This is a genomic window from Aminobacter sp. BA135 (assembly GCF_050859125.1).
Lineage (GTDB): Bacteria > Pseudomonadota > Alphaproteobacteria > Rhizobiales > Rhizobiaceae > Aminobacter > Aminobacter ciceronei.
Genome location: NZ_CP139572.1, coordinates 3,759,986 through 3,781,404, shown reverse-complemented (window position 1 = coordinate 3,781,404; position 21,419 = coordinate 3,759,986). Strand labels below are relative to the sequence as shown.

Below are 21,419 nucleotides of genomic sequence, written 5' to 3'. Positions count from 1 at the left end.
TGGCCCAACGGCCAGTGAACGGGTGTGTCAGGGACGCCAAAGGCATCCTTCCGGGTGAATTCCCGGCAAAAACACACTATATGGAACTTACGCCGCTCCAGCGGTGCCATAGTTTGAAAACTGTCGGGCCTTGACCCCGGCGTGGATGGAGAACGCTTATGCCTGCTGTGCAGGAAACGATCGAGCAGGTCCGCAAGATCGACGTCGACCAATACAAATACGGCTTCGAATCGTTCATCGAGATGGACAAGGCCCCCAAGGGCCTGAGCGAAGACATTGTCCGCTTCATCTCGGCCAAGAAGGGCGAACCGGAATGGATGCTCGAATGGCGCCTCGGTGCCTATCGCCGCTGGCTGACGCTTGAAGAGCCGAACTGGGCGCGCGTCGACTATCCCAAGATCGACTTCCAGGACATCTACTTCTATGCCGCTCCCAAGAGCACGCCCGGACCGACCTCGCTGGACGAAGTCGATCCCGAGATTCTGAAGGTCTACGAAAAGCTCGGCATTCCGCTCCGCGAGCAGGAAATCCTCGCCGGCGTTCAGAAGCAAGCGGCCCCGGTCGACGGACTGGCCGATGAAGAGGCTGCCGACAACGTCTACAAATCGGGCCGCGTCGCCGTCGACGCCGTGTTCGATTCGGTGTCCGTCGTCACCACCTTCAAGGACGAGCTGGCCAAGGCCGGCGTCATCTTCTGCTCGATCTCGGAAGCCATCCGCGAGCACCCGGAACTGGTGAAGAAGTATCTCGGTTCGGTCGTTCCGACCTCCGACAACTATTATGCGACGCTGAATTCGGCCGTCTTTACCGACGGTTCGTTCGTCTTCGTGCCCAAGGGCGTGCGTTGCCCGATGGAGCTGTCGACCTATTTCCGCATCAACGAGAAGAACACCGGCCAGTTCGAGCGCACGCTGATCATTGCCGAGGAAGGGGCTTATGTCTCCTATCTCGAGGGCTGTACCGCACCCCAGCGCGACGAGAACCAGCTTCACGCCGCCGTGGTCGAACTGGTTGCGCTCGACGATGCCGAGATCAAATATTCGACCGTGCAGAACTGGTACCCGGGCGACGCCCAGGGCAAGGGCGGCATCTACAACTTCGTCACCAAGCGCGGCGACTGCCGTGGCGACCGTTCGAAGATCTCGTGGACCCAGGTCGAAACCGGTTCGGCCATCACCTGGAAGTACCCGTCCTGCATCCTGCGCGGCGATGACTCCCGCGGCGAGTTCTATTCGATCGCGGTGTCGAACGGCTACCAGCAGGTCGACAGCGGCACCAAGATGATTCATCTCGGCAAGAACACGTCGAGCCGCATCATCTCCAAGGGCATTGCCGCCGGTTTCTCGCAGAATACCTATCGCGGCCAGGTTTCGGCCCACCGCAAGGCGACCAACGCGCGCAACTTCACCCAGTGCGACAGCTTGCTGATCGGCAATCAGTGCGGCGCGCATACCGTGCCCTATATCGAGGCGAAGAACTCGTCGGCGCAGTTCGAGCACGAAGCGACCACCTCGAAGATTTCCGACGACCAGAAGTTCTACGTCATGCAGCGCGGCATTCCCGAGGAGGAGGCCATCGCGCTGATCGTCAACGGCTTCGTCAAGGAAGTCATCCAGGAACTGCCGATGGAATTCGCCGTCGAGGCGCAGAAGCTCATCGGCATCAGCCTGGAAGGAAGCGTCGGCTGATGGATCCGGTGTCGACGGTCTTCTACGCAGTTGTTTGCGGCGGGCTCGCCGCAATGGCACCGTCGTTCCAGTCGCGCGCCGCGCGGCTGGTCGTAGGCACCGTCACCGGCATCATCGCTGCAACTCTCTTGCCGTTGCTGCGGCGCGCATTCGGAATCTGACCGGCGCGCCGGCAACGTCTTTGACAGGAATTGCGCCGCCCGCCCGGCGCCTGAAGTGAAGAAAGCTGAACGAAATGCTTGAGATCAAGAACCTGCATGCCCGTATCGCCGACAGCGGCATCGAGATCATCCGCGGCCTGAACCTGACGGTGAAGGCAGGCGAAGTCGCAGCCATCATGGGCCCCAACGGCTCGGGCAAGTCGACACTGTCCTACATCCTCGCCGGCCGCGAGGACTATGAGGTGACCGAGGGCGAGATCCTCTACAACGGCGAGTCGATCCTCGAGATGGACCCGGCCGAGCGCGCCGCCAAGGGCATCTTCCTGGCCTTCCAGTATCCGATGGAGATACCGGGCGTTGCCACGATGGAGTTCCTCAAGGTGGCGATGAACGCGCAGCGCAAGGCGCGTGGCGAAGAGCCGCTCAAGATCCCGGATTTTCTCAAGCGCGTGAAGGAAGCCGCTGCCTCGCTCGACATGGACATCAACATGCTCAAGCGTCCGGTCAATGTCGGCTTCTCCGGCGGTGAGAAGAAGCGCGCCGAGATCCTGCAGATGAAGTTGCTCGAGCCGCAGCTCTGCGTGCTCGACGAGACCGACTCCGGGCTCGACATCGATGCGCTGAAGATCGTCTCCGACGGCGTCAACGCACTGCGTTCGCCCGACCGCGCGGTCGTCGTCATAACCCACTACCAGCGCCTGCTCGACCACATCGTTCCCGACACCGTCCATGTCCTCTACAAGGGCCAGGTCATCAAGTCGGGCGACAAGTCGCTGGCGCTCGAACTCGAAGAGAACGGCTACGCCGGGATCATCGAAGAGGCGGCTTGAGGTGTCGACCATGAACATGCGTGCTGAAATCCAGCGCACCCCCGCGGAGGCGGCTCTTGTCGACGCCTTCGGCGAGCGGCTGTCGCTGCTTCCCGGCGATGGCGCCATCATGGTCAAGCGCGACGATGCCATCGAGCAGGTCAAGGCCGGCCTGCCGACGCGTCGCGTCGAATCCTGGCACTACACCGACCTGCGCCGCCTTCTGGCGACCGTTCCCGCCTTCGACGCCAGCGCCAAGGCCAAGTCGGTCGCCCCGCTGATCGAAGGTTCGACCGTGCTGTCGCTTGCCAATGGCGTGTCGCAGGCGGTGTCGAGCATCGAGGGCATTACCCTCCAGCGTCTTGCCGACAAGCTCACCGACGGCAGCTATGCCGCAGCGCTCGTCACCTACGGTGCCGATGACGCCATCGGCGCCATCAACACCGCCTTTGTCGCCGACGGCTATTTCGTCGACATCGAAGCAGGCGTCCAACTGGACAAGCCGGTCGAACTGCAGAACCTCCAGGCCGGCGGCCAGAGCCATGTGCGCCTGCCGGTGCGCGTCGGCGCGGGCGCCAAGGCGACCATCGTCGAGCGCCAGACGGGCGAGGGCGCTGGCCTCGTCAGCTCCGTCAGCCAGCTTCTGGTCGGCGACGATGCCGAGGTGCTGTGGCTGATCGTCCAGGACCAGCCGGAGACGGCGACCCATCTCGCCCAGTTCAAGGCCGAACTCGGTAAGAACGCCAGGCTGACCCTCTTCGTGATGAATGCCGGCGGCAAGCTCGTCCGCCAGGAGGTCATCGTCAAGGCGTCAGGTGAAGGCGCCGACTTCAAGCTGCGCGGCGTCAATCTGCTCGCCGGCGACAGCCATGTCGACGTCACCATGGTGCTCGACCACGCCGTGCCGCACACCTCCTCGACCGAAGTGGTGCGCAACGTCGTCACCGGCCGCGCCAAGGGCGTCTTCCAGGGCCGTATCAACGTGCACCAGATCGCCCAGAAGACCGATGCCCGCATGGCCTGCAACACGCTGTTGCTGTCCGACGACGGCGAGTTTTCGACCAAGCCGGAGCTGGAGATCTTCGCCGACGACGTCGCCTGCGGTCATGGCGCCACCGTCACCGAGATCGACCACAACCATCTGTTCTACCTGATGGCGCGCGGCATCGACGAGAAGTCGGCCCGGGGCCTCCTGATCCGCGCCTTCCTGGCCGAGGTCATCGAGGAACTCGAGGACGAAAGCGTCGTCGATCCGCTGGAAGAGCTGCTGAGCAACTGGTTTGCGACGCATGGCTGAGGCCTGATCCTTCTCCCCTTGCCAGGGGAGAAGGTCCGGCACAGTCGATGACGGCAAAGGCATGAAGATGGACAACAAAGTCGAAGCCAGCACCTATGACGTCGAGGCCATCCGCCGCGACTTCCCGATCCTGTCGCGTGAAGTCTATGGCAAGCCGCTCGTCTATCTCGACAATGGCGCCTCGGCCCAGAAGCCGCAGGTCGTCATCGACGCCATCACCCACGCCTATTCCAACGAATACGCCAACGTCCATCGCGGCCTGCATTTCCTCTCCAATGCCGCGACCGACGCTTATGAGAAGGCGCGCGAGAGCGTGCGCCGCTTCCTCAACGCGCCCAATGTCGACCAGATCGTCTTCACCTCCAACGCCACCTCGGCGATCAACACCGTCGCCTACGGCTACGGCATGCCGAACCTCGGTGAGGGCAACGAGATCGTGCTGTCGATCATGGAGCACCACTCCAACATCGTGCCGTGGCATTTCATCAGGGAGCGCCAGGGCGCGAAACTCGTCTGGGTGCCGGTCGACGACCTCGGCGCCTTCCATGTCGAGGAATTCGAGAAGCGCCTGACCGACCGGACCAAGCTGGTTGCGATCACCCATATGTCGAATGCGCTCGGCACGGTGACGCCGATCAAGGAGATCTGCCGCATCGCGCATGCGCGCGGCATCCCGGTTCTTGTCGACGGCAGCCAGAGTGCCGTTCATATGCCGATCGACGTGCAGGATCTCGACTGCGACTTCTTCGTCATGACCGGCCACAAGCTTTACGGCCCCTCTGGCATTGGCGTGCTCTACGGCAAGCGCGAGCTGCTCGAGCGCATGCGCCCGTTCCATGGCGGCGGCGAAATGATCGTCGAAGTCACCGAAGACATCGTCACCTATAACGAGCCGCCGCACCGTTTCGAGGCCGGCACGCCGCCGATCGTCCAGGCGATCGGCCTGGGTGCCGCGCTCGACTACATCGACGGCATCGGCCGCGAGCGCATCGCAGCACACGAGGCGATGCTGCGCGATTACGCCCATGAGCGGCTGCGCTCGATCAACTCGCTGCGCATCTTCGGCGATGCACCCGGCAAGGGCGCCATCGTCTCGTTCGAGCTGCAGGGCATCCACGCCCACGACGTGTCGATGGTCATCGACCGCCAGGGTGTCGCCGTGCGCGCCGGCACCCACTGCGCCCAGCCGCTGTTGAAACGCTTCGGCGTCACCTCCACATGCAGGGCATCCTTTGGCATGTACAACACCAAGGCCGAGATCGACGTCCTGGCCGAGGCGCTTGAAAAAGCACGGAAATTCTTCGGATGAGCACCATGGAAGACGTTATCGCAGCGACCACCGACGAGACCGCTCCCGAAACCGGCGGCAACGGCGTCATGTCGGCCTCGGCCATTCCGGCGGACGAACTGGCGCGGCTGACCGACGACATCGTCTCGGCGCTGAAGACGGTCTACGATCCGGAAATTCCGGCCGACATCTACGAGCTCGGCCTCGTCTACAAGATCGACATCGAGGACGACCGCACCGTCAAGATCGACATGACGCTGACCGCTCCGGGCTGCCCGGTGGCAGGCGAAATGCCCGGCTGGGTGCAGAACGCCGTCGGCGCCGTCGAGGGTGTGTCGGGCGTCGAGGTCAGCATGACCTTCGACCCGCCATGGACGCCCGACCGCATGTCGGAAGAGGCCCAGGTGGCGGTTGGGTGGTATTGAGCACAGGCGGTGGTGCTTGCGCCGACATGCAATCTTCACCATCTTAGCGCTGTAATGAAACATTCCCCGGGCCTTTAACCCGGCGGTGAATGGAGACTGGAATGGGACGCTTCGCCGTCATCTCAATGACTGACAGGGCCGCCGACCGCGTGCGCGAGATCATGGCCACCCGTGAGAATGCCAAGGGCATCCGCCTCGGCATCAAGAAGGGCGGCTGCGCCGGCATGGAATATACGGTCGACCTGGTGACCGAGCCGAACCCCAAGGACGACCACATCGAGCGCGACGGCGCCCATGTCTATGTCGCTCCGGAAGCGGCATTGTTCCTGTTCGGCACCCAGATGGACTTCGAGGTGACCACCCTGCGCACCGGCTTTACCTTCAACAATCCGAACCAGAGCTCGGCCTGCGGCTGCGGTGAGTCGGTCGAGCTGAAGCCCGCCGACCTCAAGGCGCTCGCCGAAGCGCGCGCGCAGGCCTGAATCGCAGGGGCTGAATCAGAGGCATCAGCCCGAAAGGCATCGGAAATGAGCGACGAAGCCATCCGCGAGACCTTCTCCGGCCTTGGCGATGTCACCATCCGCAAGATGTTCGGCGGCAAGGGCATCTATCACGACGGCCTGATCGTCGGCGTCGAGGTGCGCGGCGAAATCCTGCTCAAGGCTGATGCGGTGAGCGCGCCCGATTTCGAGGCGGCGGGGGCAACGCGCTGGACCGATGCCGGCGGGCGGCCGGTCAACATGCCCTACTGGACAATCCCCGAAAGCGCCGTCGACGACCCTGATGAAATGACCGTGTGGGCGCGCAAGGCGTTCGAGGCGGCACTGCGCAGCAAGAAATAACCTCACATCTCGCCAGGCGGCACGAAGAAGCAGTTCTCGTGCTCTTCGGTCGGATGCAGGCAGATGTGATAGTTGCCGTCGCCCGAGGGGATTTCCGAGCCATAGGGGACGAAATAGCGGTTGTGGTGCGTCACCTTGCGGTGATCGCCGGGCTCAAGCACGATCGACCAGCCGCCGCCATTCTCCTTGACTGACTTCTCGGGAATGGCCTGGCACTCGCCATGTTCGATGTCGCCATGGCAGCAGGCCGGCGGATAGTTCCAGCCTGAAGCCGCCCGATGCGCCGAAGCTGGGGCGGTCATGACAGACAATGCCAGCAACGCAAACGCTACGGCAGCGCAGCAGCGCGCGAATGCCTGCATGCTGAGAAGTCGGCAACGCCCGCCACTGTCGGACATCACGCAAACCCCGATGATGCCGCCGGGCAATCCCGGACGGCAGGCTGGCCGCGCCGCAGCTTAAGCCTGCTTGTCCGGAATGTATATTATACAGCGCTAATATTGATGTGAATGCAGTTCACGCCTTGGCCAGCGCGATCGCCACCTTGGCCGCCAGCCGCGCATTGTTCTCGACCAGGGCGATGTTGGTTTTCAAGCTGGCGCCGTTGGTCAGTTCGAGAATCTTGGCCAGCAGGAACGGCGTCACCGCCTTGCCCGAGATGTTTTGCGCCTCGGCCGCCTTCTGGGCCGCTTCGATGTAGCCGGCCATCGTTTCAGTCGGGATCTCGTCGCTCTCCGGCACCGGGTTGGCGACCAAAAGGCCGCCGTCGAGGCCGAGTGCTGCGCGCGTCGCATGCAGGCGGGCGATCTTGTCAGCTGTGTCGAGGCGCAGCGGCGCCGCATAGGGCGACTTGCGCGACCAGAAGGCCGGCACGATGTCGGAGCCGTAGGCAACGACAGGCACGCCGCGCGTCTCCAGCACTTCCAACGTCTTTTCGATGTCGAGGATCGCCTTGGCGCCGGCCGAGACCACGATGACAGGCGTGCGCGCCAGCTCGTCGAGGTCGGCCGAGATGTCAAAGCTCTTCTCGGCGCCCTTGTGCACGCCGCCGATGCCGCCGGTCGCGAACACCTTGATGCCGGCGAGATGGGCCGCGATCATCGTCGCTGCCACGGTCGTGCCGCCGGTGCGGCCTTCGGCAACCGCATAGGCGATGTCGGCGCGCGACAGCTTCATCGCGCCGCCGGTCATCGCCAGCGATTCGCGCTCGCCGTCCGACAGGCCGATCTTGATGCGGCCGCCGATGACGGCGATCGTTGCGGGCACCGCACCTTCGTCCGAGATGATCTTCTCGACATTGGCCGCCATAGCCGAATTGTCGGGATAGGGCATGCCGTGGGTGATGATGGTGCTTTCGAGCGCGACAACCGGCTTGCCCGCGGCAAGAGCTGCGGCGACGGGCGCGTGGATGTCGATGAAGGGGCGGGCGGTTTCAGGCGTCATGTTGGTCTCCTTGGTCCGCGTCATGCCATTTCCCGGGCTTGCGGCACAAGGGCCAGCGCCGCGTCAAAGTCTGCCTGGGCAAGATCGGGCACCGCCGAGGCACTTTCTATGGCCAGGACGGCTGCAGCAATGCCCTCGCGCAGCGCCCGCTCCAGCGGCAGGCCGCGCAGCAGCGCCACCGTCGCTGCCCCCGCCAGCGCGTCGCCGGCGCCGGTCACGTCGACGATCCAGCGTGGGGCAGGCGGTGTGATCTCGATCAGGCCGGCGGCGTCATAGGCAAAGACCGAGCTGCCGCCTGCCGTGACGACGCCGCGCATGAGCCCCGTGGCGCGCAGGCCGCGGGCGAAGGCGTCGGGCGTGGAATCGGCAGCGACATCAGCCAGCACCGCCGCCTCGCGCCGGTTCATGTAGAGGCAGGAGAGCTTGCCGAGGATCGGCGCCAGCCGCACCGCCTTGGCTGGCGAAATCGCAATGGCGAACAGCGGCTTGTCGGCAATCTCGCCGAGCTTGGCCAGCGCTGCTTCTGGCAGGTTGGCGTCGCACAGCACGGCATCCGTGCCGGCGATCGCCTCTCGCGTCTTGGCGCGCCTGAGCTGCTTGGCGAAGGCAAGTTCGTAGAGGCTCATGTCTGCCAGTGCCGCGACCACGTCGCCGTCGCGGTCGAGCAGGGCGGTGTAGCTCGGCGTCGCCCGGTCGAGGAAGATGGCCGACAGGTCCTCGATGCCGTTGGCCGCGATCTCCGACGCTACGGCGTCGCCGGCCGCGTCGCCGCCGCGCAGCGACATCAAGGCCCCGGTCGCCCCGCGACGCACAGCACCCCGCAGCGCATTGAAAGCGCCGCCGCCAACCTCCTCGCTCATCGAGCCGGGGATCGAGGCTCCCGCCACGAACGGTGCCGTCATGCGGCCGCGCCGGTCGACATGGGCGCCTCCGATGGCAAGGATCTTGGGTGATGTCATGATGCAGGTGTCCGGCAAAGGTTTCGGGCGTGGAACTTAGTGTCTGGCGAGGCGGGCGGCAACCGAATCGCGACGCGGGCGCATTTTCACGGCGGCGTGTCGCGCCATATGCGACATTGCATCACGTGCAGCTCTAAAACAAAAAAAGAACACGCATGCGATTAAGAAGAAATATCAGTATGTTGACTGCTCTTGCCAAATGAGAACAAAACAGATACAAAATTATATCGGTACCGGATCTGCCGGCCTTCATTGACGACCACGGGGTGATGTATCATGGCTCAGAATTCATTGCGGCTTGTAGAGGATAATTCGGTGGACAAATCCAAGGCTCTGGACGCGGCGCTGTCGCAGATCGAACGCGCCTTCGGCAAGGGCTCGATCATGCGCCTGGGCGCCAATGAGCAGGTTGTCGAGATCGGAACGGTCTCCACCGGCTCACTCGGCCTCGACATCGCTCTTGGCGTCGGCGGCCTGCCGCGCGGACGCATCATCGAAATCTACGGGCCGGAAAGCTCGGGCAAGACGACGCTCGCTTTGCACACCGTGGCCGAAGCCCAGAAGAAGGGCGGCATCTGCGCCTTCGTCGACGCCGAACACGCGCTCGACCCGGTCTATGCCCGCAAGCTCGGCGTCGATCTCGAGAACCTGCTGATCTCGCAGCCCGACACAGGCGAGCAGGCGCTGGAGATCTGCGATACGCTGGTGCGTTCCGGCGCCATCGACGTGCTGGTCGTCGACTCGGTTGCAGCGCTGACGCCGCGCGCCGAAATCGAGGGCGAGATGGGCGAGTCGCTGCCCGGCCTGCAGGCCCGCCTGATGAGCCAGGCGCTGCGCAAGCTGACGGCCTCAATCTCGCGCTCCAACACCATGGTCATCTTCATCAACCAGATCCGCATGAAGATCGGCGTCATGTATGGCTCGCCGGAGACCACCACCGGCGGCAATGCGCTCAAGTTCTACGCTTCGGTCCGCCTCGATATCCGCCGCATCGGCTCGGTCAAGGACCGCGACGAGGTCGTCGGCAACCAGACCCGCGTCAAGGTGGTCAAGAACAAGCTGGCGCCGCCCTTCAAGCAGGTCGAGTTCGACATCATGTATGGCGAAGGCGTGTCCAAGACCGGCGAGCTCGTCGATCTCGGCGTCAAGGCCGGCGTGGTCGAGAAGTCGGGCGCCTGGTTCTCCTACAATTCGCAGCGGCTCGGCCAGGGACGCGAGAACGCCAAGCTGTTCCTGCGCAACAATCCCGACGCGGCGCGTGAGATCGAACAGCTGCTCAGGCAGAATGCCGGACTGATCGCCGAGAAGTTCCTCGAGAACGGCTCGCGCGAGGAAGACGACGGCGACGAAGCTGGCGCGATGTAGGCACATTCGGGGCCAGTCCGGCGAACGCTGGACCAGACCCAAGACAGACGATCTGAGCGACCGCCGGCCATTGTGCCGGCGGTTTGCGTTTGTGAAGACAGCTTCGCTGATCGGGCGGCGGAATTGCGGGCTATTGCCGGTCCGGTGTTTCTGGACAGGGTTAAGGTGGGCGGCTAAAAGGCCAGTTCCAATTTCCGCCTGCAAAGGGCGGGGTGCATCTGTCCAGGGCGGCGATCAAAGGCGGCAATATGAGTGGCGTGAACGAGATCAGGTCGACATTTCTCGACTACTTCAAGAAGAACGGACACGAGGTCGTGGCCTCCAGTCCGCTCGTCCCGCGCAATGACCCGACCTTGATGTTCACCAATGCCGGCATGGTGCAGTTCAAGAATGTCTTCACCGGGCTCGAGACGCGCTCCTATTCGCGCGCCGCAACCGCGCAGAAGAGCGTGCGCGCCGGCGGCAAGCACAACGACCTCGACAATGTCGGCTACACCGCCCGCCATCTCACCTTCTTCGAGATGCTCGGCAATTTCTCCTTTGGCGATTACTTCAAGGAGCAGGCGATCGAACTCGCCTGGAACCTGATCATCAAGGAATACGGGCTCAAGAAGGACAAGCTGCTCGTCACCGTCTATCACACCGACGACGAAGCGGCCGACCACTGGAAGAAGATCGCCGGCTTCACCGACGACCGCATCATTCGCATCGCCACCTCGGACAATTTCTGGGCGATGGGCGATACCGGCCCGTGCGGCCCGTGCTCGGAAATCTTCATCGACCGCGGCGAGCACATCTGGGGCGGCCCTCCCGGCAGCCCCGAGGAGGATGGCGACCGCTTCCTCGAATTCTGGAACCTCGTCTTCATGCAATATGAGCAGGTGACGAAGGAAGAGCGCATCTCGCTGCCGCGCCCGTCCATCGACACCGGCATGGGCCTCGAGCGCATGGCCTCGATCCTGCAGGGCGTCGAGACCGTGTTCGAGACCGACCTGTTCCGCACCTTGATCGATGCCGCGTCCTCGGCGATTGGCCGTGGCCCGGATGAAAGCAATGTCGCCTCCTACCGCGTCATGGCCGATCACCTGCGTTCGTCCTGCTTCCTCGTCGCCGATGGCGTGCTGCCCTCGAATGAGGGCCGTGGCTATGTGCTGCGCCGCATCATGCGCCGCGCCATGCGTCATGCGCAGCTTCTCGGCGCGCAGGAGCCGATGATGTGGAAACTGGTGCCCGCACTCATCCGCGAGATGGGGCAGGCCTATCCCGAGCTCGTCCGTGGCGAAGCACTCATCACCGAGACGCTCAAGCTCGAAGAGACCCGCTTCCGCAAGACGCTCGCCCGCGGCCTGGGCCTGCTGGCAGATGCGACCGAGACGCTGGGCTCGGGCGACATGCTCGACGGCGAAACCGCCTTCAAGCTTTACGACACCTACGGCTTCCCGCTCGACCTGACGCAGGACGCATTGCGCCAGCGCAGCATTTCGGTCGATCTCGCCGGCTTTACCGACGCCATGGAGCGGCAGAAGGCCGAGGCGCGCGCCAACTGGGCGGGCTCCGGCGAGGCTGCGACCGAGGTCGTCTGGTTCTCCGTCCGCGAAAAGGCCGGCGCCACCGAATTCCTCGGCTATGAGACCGAGCAGGCCGAAGGCGTGATCCTGTCGCTGCTCAAGGACGGCGCCGTTGTCGATGCCGTTGACGAGGGCGACACCGTCGCCATCGTCGTCAACCAGACGCCGTTCTACGGCGAGTCGGGCGGCCAGATGGGCGACACCGGCACCATTTCAGGCGAAGGCTTCGCCGTCGAGGTGACCGACACCCAGAAGAAGGCTGACGGCCTGTTCGTTCATTACGGCAAGGTTACCAAGGGCAAGCTCAAGACGGGCGCTGCCGTCGAGCTCAAGGTCGACCACAACAGGCGGACGCGTTTGCGGTCGAACCACTCGGCAACCCACCTGATCCACGAGGCGCTGCGCGAGGTGCTCGGCACCCATGTCGCGCAAAAGGGCTCGCTGGTTGCGCCTGAGCGCCTGCGCTTCGACATCTCGCACAACAAGCCGATCTCGGCCGAGGAGCTCGAGGAAGTCGAGCGCATGTCGAACGAGATCGTGGTCCAGAACAGCCCCGTCACCACGCGCCTGATGAGCGTCGACGATGCCATTGCCGAGGGCGCTATGGCGCTGTTCGGCGAAAAATATGGCGACGAGGTTCGGGTCGTCTCGATGGGCACCGGCCTGCATGGTGCCAAGGCCAACCGTCCCTATTCGGTCGAGCTGTGCGGCGGCACCCATGTCCGCTCCACCGGCGACATCGGCCTGGTGCGCATCGTCTCCGACAGCGCCGTCGCTGCCGGCGTGCGTCGCATCGAGGCGCTGACCGGCGAGGCGGCGCGCCGTCACCTCGACGAGCAGGACCGCCGCCTGAAGACGGTCGCAGCAGCACTGAAGGTGTCGCCAGCCGACGTGCTGTCGCGTGTCGAAGCCTTGGTCGATGAACGCAAGAAGCTTGAACGCGAGCTGACCGAAGCGCGCAAGCGGCTCGCCATGGGTGGCGGCCAGGGCGGTTCCGCCGATGCGGTGCGCGAGATATCTGGCGTGAAGTATCTCGGCAAGGTTGTGTCAGGCGTCGACCCCAAGGACCTCAAGGGCTTGGCCGACGAAAGCAAGGCCGGCCTCGGTTCGGGCGTGGTGACGCTGATCGGCGTGTCGGAAGATGGCAAGGCCAGCGCTGTCGTGGCTGTCACGGCCGATCTCGTCGACCGCCTCAGTGCCGTCGACCTGGTTCGCGTCGCATCCGCGGCCCTTGGCGGCAAGGGCGGCGGCGGCCGTCCGGACATGGCCCAGGCCGGTGGCCCCGACGCCACCAAGGCCGACGAGGCTGTCGAGGCTGTCGCCCAGGCAATGGCCGGCTGATCCTGGATCAGGCTTAGGAATCGACAGGGCGGGAGCTTCGGCACCCGCCCTTTTCATTTGGACGTCTCGACGTCCCGGCCGATGGCCGGCGGATCAGTCTTCAAAGGCAGCGACAAATTCGACCTTGATCCGGTCGGGATCCTCGATGAACAGTGCGTAATAGTCACTGCCGCCATTGGCGAAGGGATAACGCTCGTCATAGAGGCAGGGAATGCCGTTGTCCCGGCACACCTGCCTGAGTCTGTCGACGGTCGTCCTGTCTTCCACGCGAAAGGCCAGATGATTGAGACCAACGCCGGACCGGTGATAGGGCCGATGGGCGTGCTTCTCGGCCACCTGCATGAAGGTCAGATAGGCATGGTTGCCGTGGGCGAGCGTGAAGCCATCGTTCCAGCGCCCGGTTTCCTCATAGCCGATCTGCGCGAGAAGAGACGCCCAGAAGGCATGCGATCTCTCCAGGTTCGACACATAGATTTCGACGTGATGCAGCATCGGCTGGCCCCTGATCGCTGTTTGCCTGCAATCTCAAGCTGTATCGCTTCCAGTCCTCATCCGCTATCCCACTGGTCTGGGGGCGTGGATTGTCATGCGGCAGGGGTGCGGGACCTCCGGTTTGAACTCAGCAGGATTTGTCAAATCAGGCTATGTTTCTGTCCGGCCGATCGATTTGCAAAGGGTTTGGCATGAACGGTGAAACGGCATGGGCAGTCTATGAAACCCGCCTGAGAAGGGTTTCGGCTCACATCCACGCGCATCTCGACGAGGAGCTGGATATGGACTGCCTGGCCGACATCGCCTGCATGTCGAGCTACCACTGGCACAGGATCTACCGCGCCATCTACGGTGAAACGGCTGCCGCCACGGTCAAGCGCCTCAGGCTACACCGCGCCGCCGGCGACATCGTGGGGACGGATCTGACTGTCCTGGAGATTGCGAAACGGTCCGGCTATCCCAACGTCCAGTCGTTCAACCGCATCTTCAAGGCCGTCTACGGCATGCCGCCGGCGCGCTACCGGAGGGAGGGAAGCCACAAGCTCTTCGAAACCCACAGAGGAAAGGCTTCCCACATGTTCGACGTTCAGATCCGCACCATATCCGACACCAGCCTCGTCGGCGTTCCCCATCAGGGCTCCTACATGCAGATCGGCAAGGCCTTCGAGCAGCTGTTCGGCACGCTCTACGCCCGCGGCCAGGCGCGGCCCGACATGCGCATGATCGGTATCTATCTCGACGACCCCGATCTCGTTGCCGAAGACAGACTGCGCTCGGTCGCCTGCGTCAGCGCCGATGCGTCAGCACCTGCCGCCGCACCGCTCGAGCGCCGCGCCATCCAGGGCGGCGAATACGCCGTGCTGCGCCACAAGGGGCCGTATGCCGAGATGCACATGGCCTACAAATGGCTCTATGCCGAATGGCTGCCGAAATCGGGTCGCCAACTGCGCGACGCGCGGATGTTCGAGGAATACCTCAACAACCCGCGCGACGTGGCGCCAGCCGAACTCCTGACCGACATCCACCTGCCGCTGGCCTGAGTTGGGGCGCAGGGAAATCCGGTGGTCGTCAGATAAACTCGCGGCCACCGGTATATTGACGGCGAAGCCGCCGGATCACCCACTTGTGGAGCGGCTGGTTCCGCCGGCGATGGAGAAAGACTGTCTCGCCGAATGGCTGTTCGCCTGGCTCGTTCTGCCATGGACCAAACTGCGACGGATCGGGGAACAGCGCTGCGTTGTGTCTCTTCGCAAGGATCGTCAGCACCGACTGGTCATGTCGATGGTCGACGAAGCCAGGCAGGTTCGGAAGCCCGTGTATGTTCGGGGCATCAGTGAGACATGCCTCGCTTGTCATGGCTTCGGACACGCGTGACACAAACTGCCTTGCTTCCGGCCCAGCCCGGTAAAGCTGAATGCCGCCTACGAGTTGCGGCAGCGACCAGAACTCATCGGTGTCGGCGTTCAGCTCGACAAAGCAATCGCGCTTTGTCCATGTCGACTGCAGCATCGCGCTGCCCATCTGGAAGAGACAAACAGGGTGTTTTTCAGCCAGCGCGATGAGCGGCGCGGGGTCGGCGATGAATGTCATGGCGATGTCGGTGTAGAGAACCAGCGTGCCATCTGGCACGCGGTTCAAGACATCCATGATGACGAATGGCTTCCAGAGCCAATAGCCCGCACCGCGTCGCGCGCTCATGATGGCTGGGTAACGTTGCGCCAAATCGCGCGACACCGGATGCTCCGGTGTGTAGACGATGGTCTCAAGGCCGAACCGGCGAGTCGTCTTCGTTAGAAGTTTGCTGGCCTGCGAATAGTTCGCAGTCGCAAACGTCACATGTACGGCATGCACTGGGTTCGGCCTCGTATTGTTGCAGATCAGCCCATGGCCTTCTGCAGGTTCTCGTCAATCTTGTCGAGGAAACCGGTGGTCGACAGCCAGGGCTGGTCGGGGCCGATCAGCAGCGACAGGTCTTTGGTCATGAAGCCGCTTTCAACCGTCTGGATGCAGACGCGTTCCAGCGTCTCGGAGAAACGCTTCAGATCGGCGTTGTCGTCGAGCTTGGCGCGGTGCGCGAGACCACGGGTCCAGGCGAAGATCGAGGCGATCGAATTGGTCGAGGTTTCCTCGCCCTTCTGGTGCTGACGGTAGTGGCGGGTGACGGTGCCGTGGGCAGCTTCAGCTTCCACCGTCTTGCCATCCGGGGTCATCAGTACCGAAGTCATCAGGCCGAGCGAGCCAAAACCCTGGGCCACGGTGTCGGATTGCACGTCGCCGTCATAGTTCTTGCACGCCCAGACATAACCGCCCGACCACTTCAGGCTCGAAGCCACCATGTCGTCGATGAGGCGATGTTCGTACCAGAGCTTGCGCGCCTTGAACTCGGCCTCGAATTCCTTCTCGTAGACCTCCTGGAAGATGTCCTTGAAGCGGCCGTCATAGGCCTTGAGAATGGTGTTCTTGGTCGACAGATAGACCGGATAGTTGCGCAGCAGGCCGTAGTTCAGCGAGGCGCGGGCGAATTCACGGATCGACTCGTCGAGGTTGTACATGGCCATCGCCACGCCGGCGCCCGGGGCGTCGAACACGTCGTGCTCGATCACCTGGCCGTCGTCGCCGACGAACTTGATCGACAGCTTGCCCTTGCCCGGGAACTTGAAGTCGGTTGCCTTGTACTGGTCGCCGAAGGCATGACGGCCGACGATGATCGGCTTGGTCCAGCCCGGAACCAGGCGCGGCACGTTCTTCATGATGATCGGCTCGCGGAAGATCGTGCCGCCGAGGATGTTGCGGATCGTGCCGTTGGGCGACTTCCACATCTTCTTGAGCTTGAACTCCTCGACGCGCTGCTCGTCAGGGGTGATGGTGGCGCACTTCACGCCGACGCCGTGCTTGTTGATGGCGTTGGCAGCGTCGATGGTCACCTGGTCGTTGGTGGCGTCGCGGTGTTCGATGCCGAGGTCGTAATATTCGAGGTCGATGTCGAGATAGGGGTGGATCAGCTTGTCCTTGATGAACTGCCAGATGATGCGGGTCATCTCGTCGCCGTCGAGTTCGACGACGGGCTTGGCCACCTTGATCTTCGCCATAGGAAATTGCCTCTTTTTGCCTGGAACCAGCCGGTTCCGGAGGTTCACGATTGGGAGTGCGGCCCCTATACCAAAGCGAATCGGACGGCGCAAATGATTGCGATTGCGACCTTCGGCCTGTTTGCTGACATTGTATGAAATGCTTGGCTGCGACGTTGGCCGTCGCTGGTGCCGCAGGTCATTTCCGCTTGGCTGAGCCCGTCTTCGGCGGCATCGGCCCGACGAAGCGCGACGCCATGGCGATCCAGCTCTCGATCGCCCGGTCGTCGAGCTTATCAGGCGCCACCATGATGAAGCCTTTCATCTCGCGGCCGGTGAAGTCCATTCGCCTGGCGCTCGGCAAGGCGAGAGCCGCGGGCTCCTGTTCCTCACCGACGCGCACCAGCAAGGCGCCGTCCTTCAGCGTGCCGACCATCATGTTGCCGTTGAGCGTGAAGCAGGTGCCGCCGAACATACGGATTTCGCCGACATTGGGATCGTCGCCGACAACGGCCCGGATCTGCTCCGCGAGATCGTCCGCCATGGCTCGCCCTTACCGGAACTTCATTTTCGCGCGCGAATATGTCAGGGACGCGCAAAAGGCGCAATTCTCGGTTCAATCGCAACAATGTCAGAAAACTCCATGCCAACAGCGGCCCCCGTGATCATCCTCGTCGAGCCGCAGCTCGGCGAGAACATCGGCATGGTGGCGCGCGCCATGGCCAATTTCAGTCTCGGCGAACTGCGCCTGGTCAATCCACGCGACGGCTGGCCGAACGAGAAGGCGCGCTCCGCTGCCAGCAACGCCGATCACGTCATCGACGCCGTCGTGGTCTTCCCCGACCTCGCATCGGCGGTTGCCGACCTCAACTTCGTCTTCGCCACCACCGCGCGCGAGCGTGACGGCTTCAAGGAAGTGCGCGGTCCCGTCGAGGCCGGCCGCATGCTGCGCAGCCGCGCCGCGTCAGGTCTTCGCACCGGCATACTGTTCGGGCGCGAGCGTTTCGGCCTCTACAACGAGGAAGTGAGCCTGGCCGACGAGATCGTCACCTTCCCGGTCGATCCCAGATTTGCCTCGCTCAACATCGCCCAGGCGGTGCTGTTGATGTCCTATGAGTGGATGAAATCAGGTCTGGAAGACGAGACCCAGACCAATTTCTCTGGCCCTGACATGAAGCCGGCGACCAAGGACGAGCTGCACGGCCTGTTCAATCACCTCGAATCCGCCCTCGAGGCGCGCGGCTATTTCCGCCCGGCGACCAAGAAGCCGAAGATGGTCGACAATCTGCGCTCGGTGCTGACCCGGGCCGGCTTCTTCTCCCCCGAGCTCAAGGTGCTGCGCGGCGTCGTTGCCTCGCTCGACTATTTCTCGCCCAAGGAGCCGCGCGGCAAGGGGTATCCCGAGCGCAAGGCCAAGGTTGACCTCGCCGCCCATTCGGGTGGCGCCGGAAGCGACGAGGACGACACGCCGCCGGTCGGCGGCAGAGGGCTCGACAATGACTGACCGCCCGATCCTGATGTTCGATTCCGGCATTGGCGGGCTGACCGTGCTGCGCGAGGCGCGTGTGCTGATGCCCGACCGCCGCTTCGTCTATGTCGCCGATGATGCGGCATTTCCTTATGGCAACTGGGAGGAGCCGGCGCTCAAGCAGCGCATCCTTGGCCTGTTCGACGAATTGCTCGAGCGCTTCAAGCCCGAGCTGTCGGTCATTCCCTGCAATACCGCCTCGACGCTGGTCATCGAGGCGATCCGCGAGCGTTTTCCCGACCACCCATTCGTCGGCACAGTGCCGGCCATCAAGCCGGCGGCCGAGCGCACCTGTTCGGGCCTCGTTTCGGTGCTGGCCACGCCGGGCACGGTGAAGCGCCAGTACACGCGCGACCTCATTACCCAATGGGCGTCGAAGTGCCATGTCCGCCTCGTCGGCAGCCACAGGCTGGCAGCCTTGGCCGAGACCTACATGCGCGAGGGTTTCGTCGATGAACAGGAGGTAGCAGAGGAAATCGCCCCGTGCTTCGTCGAACAGGACGGCCGCCGCACCGATATCGTCGTGCTTGCCTGCACGCATTATCCTTTCCTGGTCAACCGCATGCGCAAGACAGCGCCCTGGCCGGTCGACTGGATCGATCCGGCCGAGGCGATCGCGCGCCGCGCGCTGTCCTTGCTCGACGGTTCACGCGAGTGGCGCGACGATACGGGCCGCGACATCGCCGTCTTCACGTCCAAGCGCACCGATTTCGCGACGCGCCGGCTGATGCAGGGCTTTGGACTGACAGTCGAAGGAACATGACGGTCCGGCAGGCGTTTCCCAAAGCCGAGAGGTCCAAAGGCCCAGAGGTCCAAAGGCCCAGAGGTAAGGAGAAACGCAATGCCAGCCGTGTCCAAAGCCCAGCAGAAAGCCGCTGGAGCAGCCCTTGCCGCCAAGCGCGGCGAGATCAAGAAGAGCGAACTCGTCGGCGCATCGAAGGAAATGTATGAATCGATGACCGAAAAGGAACTCGAGGAGTTCGCCGAGACCAGCCACAAGGGTTTGCCGGAGCACAAGACAAAGCACTGAGGTCCGGCTAACCCGTCGGGCACTGAGCCTCGGCGAGCCGGTCAGTAGCCGACGGTGAAGCGCTTGCCCGTATGCTCAGGCGTTTCAGCCTCGTTGACGATGGCGACGGCCAGGTCTTCCACCGAGATGTGGCTTTCGCCATTGGCATCGAACACCGGCTGGTCGCCACCTGTGCGGAATTTTGCGGTGCGTGCGCCCGGGGCCATCATGATTGCCGGCGACAGGAACGACCATTCCAGACCGGTCTCGCCGCGCAGGGCCGCAAGGGCGTCGCGCGCAGCGCGTGCACCGTCCTTGTAGGCTTCGGGGAAGTGCGGGCCGTCGACGAGCTGTTTGCCGTCGATTTCGAGGCTGCCAGCGCCACCGACGACGATGACGCGCTTGCCGGCGGCCTTTGCGGCTGCGACGATCGCCTTCGAGCCGGCGAGATGCTTGGCGTAGATCTCCGGATCGCCCCAGCCGCCATTGAAGGCGGAGACGACGACGTCGCTGCCCGAGATCGCGGCCTTCAGCGCGTCGATGTCGTTGACGTCGGCTTTGACAGCGGTGACGCCGTCGAGGGCGGCGACCTTGGACGGAGTGCGCACGATGGCCGTGACCTCGTGGTCACGCGAAGCGGCTTCCTTGAGCACCGCGTTGCCGACGAAGCCGGATGCGCCGATGAGAGCGAGTTTCATGATCTTCTCCTTGTTCGCCTGCTTTGCCATTTCAGGCGAATGCAGGTATGATCTGTAATCAGGTTACCAACGATAACTATATAGATCGAACCGAAGGGGGCGAAAAGAACGCATGATTTCGTGCCCAGGTTACGTCAGAGGAACCACATGAACGCCCCGACAAAACCCGCAATCGTGGTGCCGCTGCTTCACACCACCCCCGGCTTCGAAACCGACGGCCGCAGCACATGCCCGATCCGCGAGGTACTCGACCGTGTCGGCGACACTTGGAGCATCCTCGTCATCATCAATCTCCAGGAGCAGCCGGTGCGCTTCAATGCGCTCAAGCGCGCGATCGAAGGTATCTCGCAGCGCATGCTGACGGTCACCTTGCGTTCGCTGGAGCGTGACGGGCTGGTCACCCGGACGGTGCGGCCGACAACCCCGCCGGAGGTCGAATACGGGCTGACCGGGCTCGGCCAGTCGCTTGCCGTGCCGATCGCGTCGCTCGGCGGCTGGGCCGCGAGCAATCGTGACCGCATGCGCCAGGCGCGGGAGGCGTTCGATCTCGGTGCCTGAGCCTCGCAGGAATCGGAATGCGGCGCCCGGATTGAGCGCATAGCGTCGGCCTCCAACAGCAACGGAGCGCCGCCATGAAGCCAAACCCTATCGTTTCGCGCCTGGACTGGACGCGAATCCTCAGTGAGCTCGACGAGTTTGGTGTCGCGCCGACCGGTCCGCTGCTCGACAACGAGACCTGCCAGGCCTTGCGCGCGCTGTATGACCGCGACGCGCAGTTCCGCAGCCGCGTCGTCATGCAGCGTCATGGTTTCGGGGCGGGAGAGTACAAATACTTCGCCAACCCGCTTCCTGAAGTGATCTCAGGCCTTCGCCACGGCTTCTATGAGCGCCTCGCTCCCTTCGCCAATGGCTGGAACGAGCGCATGGGGCTCGTCAGGCGCTATCCCCCGGAATTCGACGCCTTCCTTGCCGAATGCCACGCCGACGGTCAGACAAGGCCGACGCCGCTTCTCCTGAAATACGGCGCCGGTGACTACAATTGCCTGCATCAGGACGTTTATGGCGAGCACCTGTTTCCGGTCCAGCTGGTGATTCTGCTCTCCGACCCGCAATCCGAATTCGTGGGCGGCGAATTGGTCATGACCGAGCAGCGGCCACGCATGCAGTCGCGCGCCGAGGTGGTGCCCCTCGGCATCGGCCATGGCGCGCTGTTTGCCGTCAACGATCGGCCCAAGGCTGGTTCGCGCGGCGACTATCGGGTAAAGATGCGCCACGGCGTCAGCCGCATCCGCTCCGGCGAGCGCTTCACGCTCGGCATCATCTTCCACGATGCGAAGTGAGCCGGCTGCCTTGGAAGCGTTGACATTGCAGCCGGTTTCGCCTAGTTAGCCGCCAACGCCGGGCCGAAACGCCCGGTGTTTCATTTGACGTGTCCCGT

At 63.5% G+C, this 21,419-nt stretch carries 24 protein-coding genes; 16 read left to right on the top strand and 8 right to left on the bottom strand.

What is annotated here, in order from left to right:
• Window positions 1–158 precede the first annotated feature (158 nt).
• The 8 genes from sufB to SLT36_RS18450 all read left to right on the top strand — a co-directional run bounded on the left by sufB (window position 159) and on the right by SLT36_RS18450 (window position 6,510).
• Complete coding sequence (sufB, locus tag SLT36_RS18485) at window positions 159–1,688, top strand: Fe-S cluster assembly protein SufB (protein ID WP_432283852.1); 1,530 nt, start codon at window positions 159–161, stop codon at window positions 1,686–1,688.
• Entirely contained in the window at window positions 1,688–1,849 is a 162-nt protein-coding gene (locus tag SLT36_RS18480) for a hypothetical protein (RefSeq protein WP_154385534.1), read from the top strand. Before sufB ends, SLT36_RS18480 begins: the two co-directional genes overlap by 1 nt.
• Window positions 1,850–1,923: 74 nt before the next feature.
• Complete coding sequence (sufC, locus tag SLT36_RS18475; protein WP_432283851.1) at window positions 1,924–2,679, top strand: Fe-S cluster assembly ATPase SufC; 756 nt, start codon at window positions 1,924–1,926, stop codon at window positions 2,677–2,679.
• Between the two features lie 10 nt (window positions 2,680–2,689).
• Window positions 2,690–3,955, top strand: coding sequence for a Fe-S cluster assembly protein SufD (sufD, locus tag SLT36_RS18470; protein ID WP_432283850.1), 1,266 nt, complete (start codon window positions 2,690–2,692; stop codon window positions 3,953–3,955).
• Window positions 3,956–4,022: 67 nt separating this feature from the next.
• Entirely contained in the window at window positions 4,023–5,264 is a 1,242-nt protein-coding gene (locus SLT36_RS18465) for a cysteine desulfurase (RefSeq protein ID WP_432283849.1), read from the top strand.
• Window positions 5,265–5,269: 5 nt separating this feature from the next.
• Window positions 5,270–5,668, top strand: coding sequence for an SUF system Fe-S cluster assembly protein (locus SLT36_RS18460; protein ID WP_432288387.1), 399 nt, complete (start codon window positions 5,270–5,272; stop codon window positions 5,666–5,668).
• 101 nt (window positions 5,669–5,769) lie between these two features.
• Window positions 5,770–6,150 (top strand): Fe-S cluster assembly scaffold SufA, encoded by a 381-nt coding sequence (sufA, locus tag SLT36_RS18455; RefSeq protein ID WP_067962685.1) that lies wholly within the window; start codon window positions 5,770–5,772, stop codon window positions 6,148–6,150.
• Between the two features lie 45 nt (window positions 6,151–6,195).
• On the top strand, window positions 6,196–6,510 hold the full coding sequence (locus tag SLT36_RS18450) for a TfoX/Sxy family protein (RefSeq protein ID WP_154385529.1): 315 nt from the start codon (window positions 6,196–6,198) through the stop codon (window positions 6,508–6,510).
• Window positions 6,511–6,512: 2 nt separating this feature from the next.
• On the opposite strand, the gene SLT36_RS18445 is transcribed toward SLT36_RS18450, so the two are convergent.
• The 3 genes from SLT36_RS18445 to SLT36_RS18435 all read right to left on the bottom strand — a co-directional run bounded on the left by SLT36_RS18445 (window position 6,513) and on the right by SLT36_RS18435 (window position 8,912).
• Complete coding sequence (locus SLT36_RS18445; protein ID WP_154385528.1) at window positions 6,513–6,812, bottom strand: hypothetical protein; 300 nt, start codon at window positions 6,810–6,812, stop codon at window positions 6,513–6,515.
• A gap of 214 nt (window positions 6,813–7,026) precedes the next feature.
• Window positions 7,027–7,953, bottom strand: coding sequence for a pseudouridine-5'-phosphate glycosidase (locus SLT36_RS18440; protein WP_263007338.1), 927 nt, complete (start codon window positions 7,951–7,953; stop codon window positions 7,027–7,029).
• Window positions 7,954–7,973: 20 nt separating this feature from the next.
• Entirely contained in the window at window positions 7,974–8,912 is a 939-nt protein-coding gene (locus tag SLT36_RS18435; protein ID WP_432283848.1) for a carbohydrate kinase family protein, read from the bottom strand.
• Window positions 8,913–9,188: 276 nt separating this feature from the next.
• On the opposite strand from SLT36_RS18435, the gene recA reads away from it, so the two are divergent.
• Both recA and alaS read left to right on the top strand, forming a co-directional pair.
• A complete protein-coding gene (gene recA / locus SLT36_RS18430; protein ID WP_067962672.1) occupies window positions 9,189–10,277 on the top strand; it encodes a recombinase RecA in 1,089 nt (362 codons plus the stop codon).
• A 248-nt stretch (window positions 10,278–10,525) separates the two neighbouring features.
• On the top strand, window positions 10,526–13,186 hold the full coding sequence (gene alaS / locus SLT36_RS18425; protein ID WP_432283847.1) for an alanine--tRNA ligase: 2,661 nt from the start codon (window positions 10,526–10,528) through the stop codon (window positions 13,184–13,186).
• 93 nt (window positions 13,187–13,279) lie between these two features.
• On the opposite strand, the gene SLT36_RS18420 is transcribed toward alaS, so the two are convergent.
• Window positions 13,280–13,678, bottom strand: coding sequence for a VOC family protein (locus tag SLT36_RS18420; protein WP_432283846.1), 399 nt, complete (start codon window positions 13,676–13,678; stop codon window positions 13,280–13,282).
• A gap of 191 nt (window positions 13,679–13,869) precedes the next feature.
• Between SLT36_RS18420 and SLT36_RS18415 the strand changes: the two genes are divergently transcribed.
• Complete coding sequence (locus tag SLT36_RS18415; protein WP_432283845.1) at window positions 13,870–14,718, top strand: AraC family transcriptional regulator; 849 nt, start codon at window positions 13,870–13,872, stop codon at window positions 14,716–14,718.
• A 28-nt stretch (window positions 14,719–14,746) separates the two neighbouring features.
• On the opposite strand, the gene SLT36_RS18410 is transcribed toward SLT36_RS18415, so the two are convergent.
• The 3 genes from SLT36_RS18410 to SLT36_RS18400 form a co-directional block, all read right to left on the bottom strand.
• A complete protein-coding gene (locus SLT36_RS18410) occupies window positions 14,747–15,529 on the bottom strand; it encodes a hypothetical protein (protein ID WP_432283844.1) in 783 nt (260 codons plus the stop codon).
• Between the two features lie 26 nt (window positions 15,530–15,555).
• Entirely contained in the window at window positions 15,556–16,767 is a 1,212-nt protein-coding gene (locus SLT36_RS18405; RefSeq protein ID WP_067962660.1) for an NADP-dependent isocitrate dehydrogenase, read from the bottom strand.
• 178 nt (window positions 16,768–16,945) lie between these two features.
• Window positions 16,946–17,290: a TfoX/Sxy family protein gene (locus SLT36_RS18400; RefSeq protein WP_432283843.1), complete on the bottom strand. Its 345-nt coding sequence runs from the start codon at window positions 17,288–17,290 to the stop codon at window positions 16,946–16,948.
• A gap of 99 nt (window positions 17,291–17,389) precedes the next feature.
• On the opposite strand from SLT36_RS18400, the gene SLT36_RS18395 reads away from it, so the two are divergent.
• The 3 genes from SLT36_RS18395 to SLT36_RS18385 all read left to right on the top strand — a co-directional run bounded on the left by SLT36_RS18395 (window position 17,390) and on the right by SLT36_RS18385 (window position 19,304).
• Window positions 17,390–18,250, top strand: coding sequence for an RNA methyltransferase (locus SLT36_RS18395; RefSeq protein ID WP_432283842.1), 861 nt, complete (start codon window positions 17,390–17,392; stop codon window positions 18,248–18,250).
• Entirely contained in the window at window positions 18,243–19,037 is a 795-nt protein-coding gene (gene murI, locus SLT36_RS18390) for a glutamate racemase (RefSeq protein WP_432283841.1), read from the top strand. Before SLT36_RS18395 ends, murI begins: the two co-directional genes overlap by 8 nt.
• 78 nt (window positions 19,038–19,115) lie before the next feature.
• On the top strand, window positions 19,116–19,304 hold the full coding sequence (locus SLT36_RS18385; RefSeq protein WP_432283840.1) for a DUF3008 family protein: 189 nt from the start codon (window positions 19,116–19,118) through the stop codon (window positions 19,302–19,304).
• Between the two features lie 41 nt (window positions 19,305–19,345).
• Here SLT36_RS18385 and SLT36_RS18380 read toward each other — a convergent pair whose 3' ends face one another.
• Window positions 19,346–19,981 carry an NAD(P)-dependent oxidoreductase gene (locus SLT36_RS18380; protein WP_154385523.1) on the bottom strand — a complete coding sequence of 212 codons (636 nt, stop codon included), beginning with the start codon at window positions 19,979–19,981 and terminating at the stop codon, window positions 19,346–19,348.
• A 147-nt stretch (window positions 19,982–20,128) separates the two neighbouring features.
• Here SLT36_RS18380 and SLT36_RS18375 point away from each other — a divergent pair, with 147 nt between their 5' ends.
• Both SLT36_RS18375 and SLT36_RS18370 read left to right on the top strand, forming a co-directional pair.
• Window positions 20,129–20,539 carry a winged helix-turn-helix transcriptional regulator gene (locus SLT36_RS18375; RefSeq protein WP_432283839.1) on the top strand — a complete coding sequence of 137 codons (411 nt, stop codon included), beginning with the start codon at window positions 20,129–20,131 and terminating at the stop codon, window positions 20,537–20,539.
• A 74-nt stretch (window positions 20,540–20,613) separates the two neighbouring features.
• Window positions 20,614–21,321, top strand: coding sequence for a 2OG-Fe(II) oxygenase (locus SLT36_RS18370; RefSeq protein ID WP_432283838.1), 708 nt, complete (start codon window positions 20,614–20,616; stop codon window positions 21,319–21,321).
• Window positions 21,322–21,419: the final 98 nt, after the last annotated feature.

Coding starts and splice junctions, on each gene's coding strand:
- SLT36_RS18375 (WP_432283839.1), top strand. CDS start 20,129: ATGAACGCCCCGACAAAACCCGCAATCGTGGTGCCGCTGCTTCACACC.
- sufB (WP_432283852.1), top strand. CDS start 159: ATGCCTGCTGTGCAGGAAACGATCGAGCAGGTCCGCAAGATCGACGTC.
- SLT36_RS18380 (WP_154385523.1), bottom strand. CDS start 19,981: ATGAAACTCGCTCTCATCGGCGCATCCGGCTTCGTCGGCAACGCGGTG.
- sufA (WP_067962685.1), top strand. CDS start 5,770: ATGGGACGCTTCGCCGTCATCTCAATGACTGACAGGGCCGCCGACCGC.
- SLT36_RS18370 (WP_432283838.1), top strand. CDS start 20,614: ATGAAGCCAAACCCTATCGTTTCGCGCCTGGACTGGACGCGAATCCTC.
- murI (WP_432283841.1), top strand. CDS start 18,243: ATGACTGACCGCCCGATCCTGATGTTCGATTCCGGCATTGGCGGGCTG.
- SLT36_RS18400 (WP_432283843.1), bottom strand. CDS start 17,290: ATGGCGGACGATCTCGCGGAGCAGATCCGGGCCGTTGTCGGCGACGAT.
- SLT36_RS18465 (WP_432283849.1), top strand. CDS start 4,023: ATGGACAACAAAGTCGAAGCCAGCACCTATGACGTCGAGGCCATCCGC.
- SLT36_RS18440 (WP_263007338.1), bottom strand. CDS start 7,953: ATGACGCCTGAAACCGCCCGCCCCTTCATCGACATCCACGCGCCCGTC.
- SLT36_RS18415 (WP_432283845.1), top strand. CDS start 13,870: ATGAACGGTGAAACGGCATGGGCAGTCTATGAAACCCGCCTGAGAAGG.
- SLT36_RS18395 (WP_432283842.1), top strand. CDS start 17,390: ATGCCAACAGCGGCCCCCGTGATCATCCTCGTCGAGCCGCAGCTCGGC.
- sufC (WP_432283851.1), top strand. CDS start 1,924: ATGCTTGAGATCAAGAACCTGCATGCCCGTATCGCCGACAGCGGCATC.
- alaS (WP_432283847.1), top strand. CDS start 10,526: ATGAGTGGCGTGAACGAGATCAGGTCGACATTTCTCGACTACTTCAAG.
- SLT36_RS18450 (WP_154385529.1), top strand. CDS start 6,196: ATGAGCGACGAAGCCATCCGCGAGACCTTCTCCGGCCTTGGCGATGTC.
- SLT36_RS18460 (WP_432288387.1), top strand. CDS start 5,270: ATGGAAGACGTTATCGCAGCGACCACCGACGAGACCGCTCCCGAAACC.
- sufD (WP_432283850.1), top strand. CDS start 2,690: ATGAACATGCGTGCTGAAATCCAGCGCACCCCCGCGGAGGCGGCTCTT.
- SLT36_RS18385 (WP_432283840.1), top strand. CDS start 19,116: ATGCCAGCCGTGTCCAAAGCCCAGCAGAAAGCCGCTGGAGCAGCCCTT.
- SLT36_RS18435 (WP_432283848.1), bottom strand. CDS start 8,912: ATGACATCACCCAAGATCCTTGCCATCGGAGGCGCCCATGTCGACCGG.
- SLT36_RS18480 (WP_154385534.1), top strand. CDS start 1,688: ATGGATCCGGTGTCGACGGTCTTCTACGCAGTTGTTTGCGGCGGGCTC.
- SLT36_RS18405 (WP_067962660.1), bottom strand. CDS start 16,767: ATGGCGAAGATCAAGGTGGCCAAGCCCGTCGTCGAACTCGACGGCGAC.
- SLT36_RS18445 (WP_154385528.1), bottom strand. CDS start 6,812: ATGACCGCCCCAGCTTCGGCGCATCGGGCGGCTTCAGGCTGGAACTAT.
- recA (WP_067962672.1), top strand. CDS start 9,189: ATGGCTCAGAATTCATTGCGGCTTGTAGAGGATAATTCGGTGGACAAA.
- SLT36_RS18420 (WP_432283846.1), bottom strand. CDS start 13,678: ATGCTGCATCACGTCGAAATCTATGTGTCGAACCTGGAGAGATCGCAT.